Origin of the sequence: Paraferrimonas sp. SM1919, assembly GCF_010993985.1 — a bacterium.
Lineage (GTDB): Bacteria > Pseudomonadota > Gammaproteobacteria > Enterobacterales > Shewanellaceae > SM1919.
In genome coordinates, this window is the sequence record NZ_WINH01000007.1 from 36,298 (window position 1) to 49,224 (window position 12,927).

The following is a 12,927-nucleotide window of genomic DNA, read 5'->3' on the forward strand; positions in this document are numbered from 1 at the left end:
GTTCTCTTTTCCTAGAGCTTGCAGAAAAACTATACTGCGTTAACTTCGCAATGCTTGTAGAAAAATTCTGCTGCGCCTAGTTTGACCTAACTGCGTTATCTGCAAAAGCCGACCCGAGTCACATAGGCAAGCTATGCTCCCCGGGCTCGTTTTTCTCAGTGCCTTGTTATCACTTTGCAAGGCTTGCAAAGACACCTTAATTAAGCCGAGCACTGCTCGGCTTTTTTGGTTTGTAGGCCCCTTATTTAGAGGCGTAATAAATTGGAATATTATTCTCTGTGTTAGGTTGTAGTCGTTGCTGCATTTCTGAAATGTTTTTGACTACTTGCATTAATGCGATGGCTAATAAAATATCAATGACATCACTAATATGGTTAATAATGTTTAACATTATAAACTGCTCTATTTCTTCCGCTCTGTTGGCGAGTCTGAATATGACCTGCCCTAGTGCATTTCCAACTAACCAGAGTGTCCACCAAATGGATAATAAACCTGGTGTAGATTGATTTTGCCAGTCTGCAGGTGACTGACTGGCTTGCCACAATTGCTTCATTGCTTGGTAGGGCTTCCAAAGTGATAAAATTGGAATAAAGAAATAACCCACCGACCAACCCGGAGTATATTCAAGGTTTTCAGCACCTAGCTCTCTTACATTTTGGTTAGCGAGATATATCCATCTTAAAATCATTGTCCCAGTAATAATAAATGTAATGAGATAAATACCCCCTGCTATTTGCTGTCGATTATCACTGGCAGTGGCCTCGGCCTCGGCGAGTTCCTGTGAAAGGTAAGCCCCATGTTGGAAATCATCTAATAATTTATATTCAAGGTTATTGGAGATAATAGAAAAAATGGCCACAACTATCTGCGTGATTAAGGCGATTTTTATTAGTTTTGTAAAAGTATAAAACTTAGTATTTGTTGTATAAGTGTTCAATGTGCTTTCCTTAGCAAACAATGCAGATTTAGAATTTATCAGCTTATAAACGATCAAGCATCATTTTAAAGTCAAAAATAAATCGGCTATCATAAGTATATTAACTTGTTGATTTAAAAAATACATATGAAAAAAATAATCTTACTTTTGTTGGCGGCTGTGGCTATTGGAATTGCCGCGGCTTTGGCGCTGGTGGCAGCGGTCGATCCTAACGATTATAAACAACAGCTATCTGAGCAAGCGGAGCAAAACTCTGGTTACCAGCTGGATATGCCTGGCAATATTGATTGGCAACTGTTTCCGAGCATTGGTTTAAATCTTGGTGAGACCATTATCTACGCCCCAGAGACTAAGTCGCAGCCAGTGGCACAGCTTGAGAGCGTTGAATTAGAGTTGTCATTAGCGGCGCTTTTGCAGGGCCAGTTAGAGGTTGATCTTATTCGAGTTAATCGTCCACAGGTTAATCTAATAAAGCTCAAAGATGGAAGCAGCAACTTTATTGAGGAGCAGGGCGTTAACGTCACTGAGGCTGATGTTAATGTGGAAGTAGAAGTTGAGACTGAGCAATCTCCGAACTCACTAAATTTAGATATTGCACTACTCGAGCTCAACGACGCCAGCTTTAGTTATATTGATGAAACCAAAGGGGTTAGCCAGCAAATAAGTGGCGTTCACTTTAGCTTGGCTAAGCAAGGCATGAGTCAGTGGCACCAATTTACATTTCGTTCCAACATTGTGGTTGATGAGTTAACCGCTCAAGTTGAAGCCTCTGGCTTGATGTTACCTGATCCTAAAAGCTTTGCCCTTTCAGATGTTAAGGGCAGCCTGCAAGCACAGTCTGCTGAACTTGATTTAAAACGTTTTGAACTAGCCCTAGCTTCTTTTAACTTTAATGAAGTGGGTACTTTAAATATTCAAAGTGAGCTGGTGAGTGGGGAAAATGAAGTTGCGTTAAATGGTGAAATACCGTTTTCCATTGATAAAGCGTTTTCTTCCTTTAAGGCGCAAAATAGTGTGCTAGATATCAAGCTAACCAATCCAAGTCTAGCTAACCCAAAGACACCATTTTCTTTAAAGTTTGATGCTGATTATCTTATTAATGACGGTAAATTTAGTGCAGATGCACAATTTGAATCCCCTAAAGCAATCTATTCAAAACTTGAGGTAGAAGCGGATTTAGCCCAACAAAATTACCAATTCAATGTTGATTCAAACCTATTGGACTTAGATGCATTACTCCTTCAAAAGGAAGAGCCGGCCATTGAAACTAAGGGTAAAGAAGATGATCAACAACCCCTTGATTTAAGCTCATTAGAATCTTTTACCATTAACGCTAGTTTGAATTTAGCAAACATAAAAGCACAAGGTTGGATGATCGATAGTCTTTCTGGTAAAGCTCAGCTTTATAAAGGAATGCTATCCATGCCGCGCTTTATAGCCAAACTTTATGATGGCAATGTAAGTTTTGATGCGCAGTTGGCACTGGCGACGCCGAACGCAGGTCATAAGGCAAACTTAACCATTGAGAGCTTAAACCTAGCGCCAATAAGTTATCAATTAGCGGCCCAAGAGGTTGTTAAATCAAGCTTAAATAGCCAGCTTAAACTTACCACTAAGGGCTTAGATAAAGACAGTTTACTGAACTCATTAAATGGTGATGGTCAGCTTAAATTAACAAAAGGCAGTATCGAAGGTGGTAAGGTGGGTGAACAATTACTCAGTGCTTATCAATCCTTAGCTAAACCTAAGCAGTTGCCAGCTAACCGTCTCAACTTTGATAACATGTCAGCCTCAGTGAAGTTTGTCGATGGTAAAGCGGTGGTTTCTCAAACGCGAATGACGGGTAATGAAGTCGATGCGACAGCCGATGGTTGGTATCAGCTCGTTTCTGGTGAATTTGATATGAATATAGCCGCGACTGAGAAACACAACAACTCGACATTACCAGTACGTTTATATGGCACTACGGATGATATTCAATACGAATTAAAGCTTGAACAGTACTTACAAGATCGCGCTAAGCAAGAAATTGAAAATCGCTTAAAAGACAGGTTGAAAGGTTTGTTTGGAGGCTAGGGCGCTACACTTTATGAACTGCCCCCCAATAGTTGGATAGCAATTATTGGGGGCTTTTTTATGTATAAGCATAAACAAGCATTTAAAATAACAGGGATGTAGCTTTATGCATCGAGCGGAGTTCGAGTTCGCCTTCTCGAAAAATAAAAAATTTAGATATAAAAAAACCTCTTAAAAGAAGAGGTTTCTTATAAATGGTGCCTCGAGGCGGACAAAATAACAGGGAAGTTATTTTGTAGAGCTATGCTCCCCGGAGGGTAAAGTACAGGGATGTACTTTATAAATCGAACGAAGTTCGATGCCGCCTACTTAACAGCAGCGCTATATAGCAAAAAAGCCCGATATATAAATACCGGGCTTTCTTATAAATGGTGCCTCGAGGCGGACAAAATAACAGGGAAGATATTTTGTAGAGCTAAGCTCCCCGTAGGGTAAAGTACAAGGATGTACTTTATAAATCGAACGAAGTTCGATGTCGCCTACTTAACAGCAGCGCTATATAGCAAAAAAGCCCGATATATAAATACCGGGCTTTCTTATAAATGGTGCCTCGAGGCGGACAAAATAACAGGGAAGATATTTTGTAGAGCTAAGCTCCCCGTAGGGTAAAGTACAAGGATGTACTTTATAAATCGAACGAAGTTCGATGTCGCCTACTTAACAGCAGCGCTATATAGCAAAAAAGCCCGATATATAAATACCGGGCTTTCTTATAAATGGTGCCTCGAGGCGGAATCGAACCACCGACACGAGGATTTTCAATCCTCTGCTCTACCGACTGAGCTATCGAGGCACAGCAATCTGTGCGCTTAGTTTCGGTTAACTAAGTTTGGAGTTTTAGGCTCCATTAATATGGTGCCTCGAGGCGGACAAAATTGTATGGAACAATTTTGAGCATCCGAAGGATGGCCTTAAGGCAACCTACATGGATGTAGGTTCTAATCGAACGTTGTTCGATGACGCCACATCAATGTAATTGAATATGGTGCCTCGAGGCGGAATCGAACCACCGACACGAGGATTTTCAATCCTCTGCTCTACCGACTGAGCTATCGAGGCTTCAAGAAAAAGCTTTCACTTTTGTCTCTCAACGGGGCGCTATTAAACTTGTTTTTGGGCTTAGGGTCAACCTGTTTTTCTGTTATCAGCCCTTTAATGAGTCTGATTGCTGCTTTTTTAGTTAATTGAGTGTAGGGAGGCTTGTAATTGGCAACAAAAATCCCCATATTTTTCTATGGTCAAGGATTGAACGGTTAAGCTTGGGAAGTATGAATTTTCATAAATAACCCAATATGGGTTTGAATTTTAACTTAAGCTGTGGTGTTATCATTGCCAATATGCAAGCACTTTATTGATAGTGCATACTTAAATATAAAAGAATAATAAAGCCAAAGGATTATTAAATATGTCAAGCTTAGCCCTGTTAGATAAAAACAAACATGCAGACGTACATCTAAACCCAATTACAGATTTTAAGCATGTTGAATTTCAACATATGGCTCCAGTTGTAGTGCATGAATTTCCAAATGCAGCAGCTGAGTTTCCAATTGTTTTCATTAAGCATGAAAACACAGGTGAATACCAACCTGTGGTAATGCTTGGCCTTAAGTCAAAACAAAACCTATACGCAGGTAAGTCTCAATGGCCGGGTATTTATGTACCTGCAGCAATTACTCATTACCCATTAGCACTTGTGCCATCACAAGAAGATGAAAATAAACTGCTTGTTGCTATTGTTGAAGACTCAGACCTAGTAAGTAAAGAGTCAGGCCAGCGTCTATTTAACGAAGATGGTACAGAGTCTGAAGCACTCGCTAAGCGTAAAGAAGCTCTTGTAACTCAATTCGAGTACACTCAAATTACTCGTGCTTTCTGTAAAACACTTGCTGAACTTGATCTATTTAAGGCACAGGATTTTACTCTGGAAACCAATGGTGAGAAGCGTAATATTACTGGTATCAACATGATTGATGAGAAGAAGCTAAACGAACTTTCAGATGAGCAATTTGCAGATCTACGTAAGCGCGGCTTCTTAGGTCCAATCTTTACTCAATTAGGTTCAATGCACCAAATGCATCGTCTAATTGCTAAGTCTATGGAAGCTGAAAAGGCAACTGCCGAAGCTTAATAGCAACAGTGACCAAAAAGGCCCAACCGTTTTCACTGTTGGGCCTTTTTAGTTTAGGCGCGATAATAAACTTTTTTACAAACCTACTTAAAGATTTGATTCAATTTATAAGCAATACGAACCCCAGCTTGCTTTAATCGAGTTTCAACAATTGGGGTGTTTCTATATACATAATTCCAGCCAGCTAAATGACCAGTTTGATCTTCATATCTTGGTTTATCAAAAACGTAGGCAGCATCGCGGGTCTCCTTTGATTCGTAAGCCCAACTCAGATAATTCCCCTTCTGCCAAGTTTCCAGTTCATTTTTTGTTACTGGTAAAAAGGCGCTATATTCGGTGTAACTGAGTTGCTTATGTTCGATTAAATTTGAATCCCAAATTCGGTGTAGGTTGGTTTCTTCATTGAACCACTTTACTTTGACTTTATTTCCACCAAGGTCATGGCTATGACCCACATGCAAAGGTTGGTGTAAATCCCCTAAAAAATGGGTAAAAAAGGCCAGTGCTTGCCACTTTTGTTGGGGTGTTAACCGAGGGTCTTTAAGTTGGTTCTCGTAGCTTTTAAGTGCCGTTAATAGATCCCCTTGTGGGTTGCGCTGCATTTGTTCGATGGTGTTACCATCATCAATAGAAACATAATGCCAAGGTTTGGCATGATCCCAGTCAGGATTACTGCGCATTTCGTCTGGCCAAGTGGTCAGCCTAGCTAAAGGCATATCGCCAATGATTGCGGTAATTTGCTTTGTGGCCTCAGTGGATAGATACTTTTGGGCAATGTCGCCCGTAATCCTATGCCCATTTTGCCCCCAGGCCGTAACGTCAGTAGAGCAGATGGATAGTGCTATAAGAGCAACTTTTGTTATTGTGTTTGGCATTATGCTTCCTAAAACATGTATTTGCAGCTGAATAACCTAATAATAAGACAATAACTTAATAAAATTCTAGATAAATCATAATTCTAGTAATGGTTAGAAGGGTAGTGTAATGCACTAGAAAAATTCATTTATCACAGGTATGAGTTATAAATGCTGCGTGTATGTAAATTTTTATTCTAATCTCTGTAAATAAAATGTAACCTTGCATAAGGTAAAATACTACCTCAAAAAAATACATTTCACTTTACAGGGAAGACTATGTCTAAATTGAATAGGAAACTCAGCCAAGTCGCTTTAGCCGTTGGTTTGACTTTTGGCGTAAGCGGTTACGCGTTAGCTGACTCAACCTCATCATCTATGCGTGGTGTGGTTACTGGTCCAAATGGTAGTCCAGCTATTGGCACTCAAGTTACTGTTACTCACGTACCAACAGGCTCGGTTCGTTCAGGAATCGTAAATGAGAATGGTATATTTACCTTTAAAGGCTTACGTGTTGGCGGACCATACAAGGTAGAGTTTGATTCTGATAATCTAGCCGATCAAACAGTAACCGATGTATTTATCAAGCTTGGTGAAGAATACGGTTTAGATTTAGCACTAGCAGAGTCAAGCGTTGAAACTATCGTAGTGACTGCTCGTCAAACCAACTTAAACTTTGACAGTAATGGTGCATCGGCTTCATTTGGTTTTGATGATTTACAAAATGCGCCGTCAGTTACTCGTGATATTAAAGATGTTATCGCTCAAGATCCTCGTATCATGATCGATGAAACCAACTCTAATGCTATTCAATGTGCCGGTTCGAATAACCGTTACAACAGCTTAACCGTAGATGGTATTCGTATGAATGACAACTTCGGTTTAAACAACAATGGCTACCCAACTGAACGTTTACCTTTCCCATTTGATGCTATTGATCAAGTTGCTGTTGAAATTTCACCTTTCGACGTAACCTATGGTGGTTTCAGCGGTTGTGCGATTAACGCAGTAACTCGCTCTGGTTCGAATGAAATTGAAGGCAGTGTATTTGTTGATTTCACTAATGACAAAATGCAAGGCAATTCAATTGAAGGCAATGAGTTCGACGTTCCTAAGTTTAACGAATATCGTTATGGCTTAACTTTCGGCGCGCCAATTATTGAAGACACTCTGTTTGCTTTCTTCGCTTATGAAGAGCATACCCCAAGTGAAATTGTAGAATATGGTCCAGAGGGAGCAGGATTTTCTAATGAGCACGTTGGCTTAAGCGTAGCTGATGTTCAACGTATATCTAATGCCGCTCGTGATGTGTATGGCTATGAAACTGGCCCACTAGTAAACAGCTTCGACGAAGAAGAGAAAAAATTCCTATTTAAATTAGACTGGGAAATTAACGAAGACCATCGTGCGCAAATGACTTACCAACACACTAATGGTAATAACATTAGCACTACTGATAATAACTCCCGCGGATTTGCTTTTTCTGATCACTTTTATGAGCGTTCAAATAAAATGGACTCAGTTGCCGTGCAGTTGTTCTCGGACTGGTCTTCAGATTTCAGCACAGAAGTACGTGTGGCCAGCTCTAAAATTGATAATGGCCAGAAGCCATTAACTAGCCGTCCAGACTTTGGCGAATTCAAGATTGAAGATGTGAATGGCTACGACATTCACATGGGGCCTGATCAATACCGTCATGCCAACAAGTTAAAGTACGATACTTTAACTTTTAAGGTTGCAGGTACCTACCTAGTGGGTGATCACCAAATTACCGCTGGTTTTGAAGGTGAGCAGAACGACTTCTTCAACCTATTCGTTCACTCAAGTGAAGGCTTATTCACATTCGCAAGCCTAGAAGATTTCGAAAATGGTATCGCTTCTGACATTACTTACCGTAATGCGCCTAGCCTGAATGCTAATGATGCTGCAGCCAGCTTTAGCCTAGCTAACTACAGCTTATATGTGCAGGATGCCTGGTCAGTAAACAGTGACTTAACCCTTACCTTTGGTTTACGTTGGGATAAGTGGCAAAGTGATGACAAGCCAACTCATAACCCTAAATTTGAAACCCGTTATGGTTTCAGCAACGCTATCGCACCAAACTTTGACTTAATCCAACCCCGTGTTGGCTTTAACTGGTCTGCCGATGAAACCATGATGGTTTACGGCGGTTTAGGTCTTTTCTCTGGCGGTAACCCAAATGTTTGGATCTCTAATAACTACTCGAATAACGGTGTGGCAATTTTAGGTTCAAATTTTGAAGGAGATACTCAAGAAGAGCTTGATGCGTTAAACGCAGCCAATACAACTAACTTTGGTTATGAAGTGCCTGCACTATCAACGGATCCACGTTACTTTACCGGTGGCGACGGTGAGGTGAATACCATTGACCCTAACTTTAAAGCTCCAGGCTTATGGAAGTTTAACCTAGGTGTTCAAAAGGAGTGGGATGGTGGTTACTTCACAGGTGCAGACGTTATTGTTACTAAAGAAAATAATCCAGCGATTGTTCAGGATCTTCGTTTACAAGCCACTGGTACTGCACCTGATGGTCGTCCAACTTATACAAATTGTGCCACAGATGTTGATAATCCAAGCGGTGCTTGTGTTAAGCGTAGCAACCCTGATTACATGCTAACTAACTCTAATGACTCTGGTCAGTCATTTGTAGGGACTTTATTTGCTGAAAAACGTTTCGAGAGTGGTTTTAATGCACGCGCTGGTTACACTTACCAAAACATGCAAGAAGTGCATCCAATGACGAGCTCTACTGCTGGTTCAAACTTTGGTAATTTATCTACGTTAGATATTAATAACCCAACGGTGGGCACTTCAAACTACGAAACGCCACATCGTTTCACCTTAAAGCTAAGCTACTCTCATGAGTTCTTTGATGGTTATGAGACACGTTTCAGCATGTTTGGTCAACGTGTGAAAGGTCGTGCTTACAGCTATAACTTCGACTGGGATCCTGGCTTTGGTGATACTGTTCCATGGGAAGATCGTAACTTGTTATATGTACCTTCAGGTCCAGGTGCAACGGATGATCCAAACGTTATCTACGATGCTGATTTCGATTTAGATGGGTTTAATCAATTAATCGCTGAGCAAGGTATGACCCGTGGTCAAATCCAAGAGCGTAATGCCTTTAACTCTGATTGGTGGAGCCGTGTTGATTTGAATGTTCGTCAAGAGTTCAAGGGGTTTACCCCTGAGCACAGAGCGTCAATTTTCTTTAACATTTATAACCTAGGTAATATGTTAAATGATGATTGGGGTGTTCGTCGTCAAGTAAACTTCGAGTATAACAATCCAGTTGTGGATGCTTACATCAACGATCAAGGCCAGTATGTATTTACTAACTTTGATGGTGATAACCCACAAACTATTCGCACTAATAGCTCGGTATGGCAAATACGAGTGGGTGTAGACTACAAATTCTAATTAGTTGTTAGTAACTTGTATATAAGGCTGCCAATTGGCAGCCTTTTTGTTTGCTTGGGAGTAACATGTTGGAAACAATCGACCGTTTAATTGTGTGATCTAGGTTAAATTTTCGGTGGTTGCGTGAACTTGTTAAGTGTCTACCCAATGGGGGGTATAATTGCTGAAGTAATTGTTTTATATGGTTTTTATTGTTTTTATTAATGATTTTCGCGGTTTGTAAGAAAAGTTCGCTAAAAATGTAATTTTTCCCTGTGTATTATTGCGCCGTTTTCAATATCACGTTGCATTCATTGGGGAAATGATGAAACTTTTAAACAGCAAGTTAACTAAAGTAGCGTTAGCTTTATCCTTAGGCTTAAGCGTTCAAGCTGTAGCAAGCCAAACCGCTTCTAACATCCGTGGCCAAATTACTGATATCAATGGTGCTGTAGCAGCTAATGCAACAGTGGTGATTACCCATGAGCCAACAGGTAATATTACAAACTTGACCACTAATGACGCAGGTTACTTTAGTGCGCGCAATTTACCAGTTGGTGGCCCATACAAAATTGTTGTTGATTCAGCTGATTTACAACAAAAAACCATCGAAGGTATCTACCTGAATGTAGGTGAGACTTTCCGTTTAAACGAAGCTTTAGAGTTAACTACTATTGAACGTATTGCCGTGGGTGGTAGTGCATCTGCTTATCAGGTCGCTGGTGATACCAATTATTTCGGTCGTGGTGCTATTGATGGTTCAGCAAGTATTAGCCGTGACCTTAAAGATGTGGTTAAGCAAAACCCAATGGCGGTTTTCGATACTGATGGTTTAAACCTATCAGTTGCCGGTATGAACCCTCGTTCAAACTCATTTGTAGTAGACGGTATTGCCCAAAATGATGACTTTGGTCTTAATAAGAGTGGTTACCCTTCACTACGTTCACCAATTTCTATGGATGCCATTGAGTCAGTAGCGTTAAATATTGCTCCTTTCTCTGCCCGTATTGGTGATTTCCAAGGTGCGCAAATTAACGCCGTAACCAAATCAGGTACCAATGAAGTATCTGGTTCACTATTTTGGGAAACTACCAATGACTCAATGGCTGGTTACTCAAAACTACGTGATGGTACCAAAGTTGATCAAACCTTCGATGAAACCACTTGGGGCGGTACCATTGGTCTACCTCTGATTGAAGATAAATTATTTTTCTTTGGTTCCTACGAAAAATACAATGCTCCACGCGAAGCATCAATTGGTCCTGCCGGTTCAGGTTATGCCGCTCCTGGTGAAGTAACATTAGAGCAATTTGAGCGTGTACAACAAATCGCTAAAGATGTATATGGTCTAAACACCATTGGTTCTTACAAAATGGATCCAGTGGAAGAAGACGAAAAGATTCTTGCTAAAATCGACTGGCACATTAACGATGACCACCGTGCAGCAGTGACTTACCAACGCACCGTTGGTAATGAAACCCGCAATACCTCAGGCTTTAAGTCTATTAACACCACTTCAATGGCGTATAACGAAGAGCAATTTTTAGAGACTTTTGCATTAAATCTATACTCGGATTGGTCTGAAAACTTATCTACAGAATTTAAAGTTTCTCATAAAGATTCTTCTAAGCGTGCTAACCCGCTTGATCCACTAAACATTGGTCATGTAACCATTGAAACTGGCGTAAATGATGGTGAGATCAGCTTTGGTACCGACTACTCTCGTCAAGCCAACGAGTTAGATAACCAAAACCTAGAAGTGCTATTTACTGGTGATTACTTCTTAGATGAGCATACTATTGGTTTTGGTGTGCAATACAATGACCTAAACATTCGCAATTTATATGCTCGTAATGTTATGGGCCAGTGGAATTTCCGCTCTATAGAAGATTTTGAAAATGGTGTTGTAGGTAATTTTGATTACTCAAACGCTGCCTCTGGTAACGTTGATGAGCTTGCAGCGAATATCAACATGAAGAAGCTAGCTCTATTTGTCGAAGACACTTGGTTGGTTAATGAAGACCTAGAGCTTAACTATGGCGTGCGTTACGAGCGTATTAGCACTGACTCTGTCGCTCGTCATAACCAAAACTTTGAAGACCGTTACGGTTTCTCTAATGCCACGAGCTTAGATGGTCATGACATCTTTCTACCGCGTGTCGGCTTTAACTACATTGCAACTGATAACGTAACCCTAAAAGGTGGCGTAGGCCGCTTCTCTGGTGGTATGCCAACGGTTTGGATTGCTAATTCACTGCAAAATGATGGTACGACTTTGCTGTCTTACAACGGTGGTTGGAACTCAGAGTGGGGTACGCCTGATTTTGGACAGGTACCTGACCAAGCGCACAATGGCATGGTAGGTGGTGATGGTAACACCAACGTACTTGCCCCTAACTTTAAATTGCCTTCAGATTGGCGTGCAAACTTTGCCGTGGATTCTATCTGGGACTTAGGTGCTCTAGGTGAAGATTGGTTTGCTGGTGCTGAGTTCCTATACATTCAAAAAGAGAACGATGTTGCTTGGGTAGATCTTGCCCGTCGTTACAGCCATACCGATGATACAGGCCGTGTAGTATATGAAACACACGATCCACTAACCGGTGAACAGACTAACCGTTACGATATCATGTTTACCAATGCTGCTAAGGATGGTAATAGTCAAACTCTTGCCTTTACCTTAGCTAAAAACTGGGATAACGGTGTGAGTTTCCGTACCTCTTATGCGACTAACCGCGTACAAGAAGGTAACCAAGGTTCTTCATCAACTGCGGATTCTAACTTCCAGTACACTCCAGTTCAGTATGACCGTAATGGCACCACGTTAGGTACAGGTAACCACGAAGTTCCACACCGTATTACCATGACTCTAGGTTACAACACTGAGATTTTCAGTGGCTATAAATCTAGCTTCAACCTATTCTATGATGCCCGTGAAGGTAAGCCATTTAGCTGGGTACTAGGCTCATGGCGTGATGGTGACTTAGGCGACCAATCACGTTTTTCTGGTTCAAGCTACTATCTACCTTACATTCCTACAGGTTGTGATGATAAGAATGTCGAGTGGGGTTCAGGAATGGATTGCGATACCTTTATGGGTGCAGTATCTGAACTTGGCTTAGACGGTTACAAAGGTTCTATTATTGATAAAAACACTCACAATATGCCATGGGTTCACCAGTTAGACTTCAAATTCACTCAAGAGGTTCCTGGGTTTGTTAAAGAGCATAAAGGTGAAGCTTACTTCACTATGGTTAACGTTCTTAACTTCCTAAACGATGAATGGGGCCGTGTAGAATACGTGGGTTATCAATCTAAGAAGCTAGTTGATTACGATTACAATCCAGAAACAGGTACTTATAAGTACTCAATGCCACATGGTTATGATGAGTTAGACCTACGTAATTACTCTGGTCAAAGTACTAACCGCAGTGCGTGGCAAATCAAAGTTGGCGTGAAGTACAAGTTCTAATCGCTTTAGAATATAAATAATCCCCAATAAAAAGGGG

Annotated in this window: 6 protein-coding genes and 2 tRNA genes; 4 read left to right on the top strand and 4 right to left on the bottom strand. The window is 40.8% G+C overall.

The annotated features are described in order from the left end of the window. Positions 1 to 241: 241 nt before the first annotated feature. Positions 242 to 859, bottom strand: coding sequence for a DUF4328 domain-containing protein (locus GFB48_RS05775; RefSeq protein WP_163932494.1), 618 nt, complete (start codon positions 857 to 859; stop codon positions 242 to 244). 204 nt (positions 860 to 1,063) lie between these two features. On the opposite strand from GFB48_RS05775, the gene GFB48_RS05780 reads away from it, so the two are divergent. Continuing rightward, complete coding sequence (locus GFB48_RS05780; RefSeq protein WP_163932497.1) at positions 1,064 to 3,013, top strand: AsmA family protein; 1,950 nt, start codon at positions 1,064 to 1,066, stop codon at positions 3,011 to 3,013. A gap of 717 nt (positions 3,014 to 3,730) precedes the next feature. Here the strand turns inward: GFB48_RS05780 and GFB48_RS05785 are convergent. Together GFB48_RS05785 and GFB48_RS05790 are read right to left on the bottom strand one after the other, a co-directional pair. Further along, a tRNA-Phe gene (locus GFB48_RS05785) sits at positions 3,731 to 3,806 on the bottom strand. Between the two features lie 190 nt (positions 3,807 to 3,996). After that, positions 3,997 to 4,072 (bottom strand) — tRNA-Phe (locus tag GFB48_RS05790). Between the two features lie 346 nt (positions 4,073 to 4,418). Between GFB48_RS05790 and GFB48_RS05795 the strand changes: the two genes are divergently transcribed. Beyond that, entirely contained in the window at positions 4,419 to 5,141 is a 723-nt protein-coding gene (locus tag GFB48_RS05795) for a SapC family protein (protein WP_163932500.1), read from the top strand. 83 nt (positions 5,142 to 5,224) lie between these two features. Here the strand turns inward: GFB48_RS05795 and GFB48_RS05800 are convergent, their stop codons facing one another. Next, entirely contained in the window at positions 5,225 to 6,016 is a 792-nt protein-coding gene (locus GFB48_RS05800) for a S1/P1 nuclease (protein ID WP_163932503.1), read from the bottom strand. Between the two features lie 258 nt (positions 6,017 to 6,274). Between GFB48_RS05800 and GFB48_RS05805 the strand changes: the two genes are divergently transcribed. Both GFB48_RS05805 and GFB48_RS05810 read left to right on the top strand, forming a co-directional pair. Next, complete coding sequence (locus GFB48_RS05805; RefSeq protein WP_163932507.1) at positions 6,275 to 9,439, top strand: TonB-dependent receptor; 3,165 nt, start codon at positions 6,275 to 6,277, stop codon at positions 9,437 to 9,439. A 301-nt stretch (positions 9,440 to 9,740) separates the two neighbouring features. Then, entirely contained in the window at positions 9,741 to 12,890 is a 3,150-nt protein-coding gene (locus GFB48_RS05810) for a TonB-dependent receptor (RefSeq protein WP_163932510.1), read from the top strand. Positions 12,891 to 12,927 lie beyond the last annotated feature (37 nt).

Bases quoted from the DNA above. Each gene is read 5' to 3' on its own strand.
- GFB48_RS05780 (WP_163932497.1), top strand. From the start codon at position 1,064: ATGAAAAAAATAATCTTACTTTTGTTGGCGGCTGTGGCTATTGGAATT.
- GFB48_RS05795 (WP_163932500.1), top strand. From the start codon at position 4,419: ATGTCAAGCTTAGCCCTGTTAGATAAAAACAAACATGCAGACGTACAT.
- GFB48_RS05800 (WP_163932503.1), bottom strand. From the start codon at position 6,016: ATGCCAAACACAATAACAAAAGTTGCTCTTATAGCACTATCCATCTGC.
- GFB48_RS05805 (WP_163932507.1), top strand. From the start codon at position 6,275: ATGTCTAAATTGAATAGGAAACTCAGCCAAGTCGCTTTAGCCGTTGGT.
- GFB48_RS05810 (WP_163932510.1), top strand. From the start codon at position 9,741: ATGATGAAACTTTTAAACAGCAAGTTAACTAAAGTAGCGTTAGCTTTA.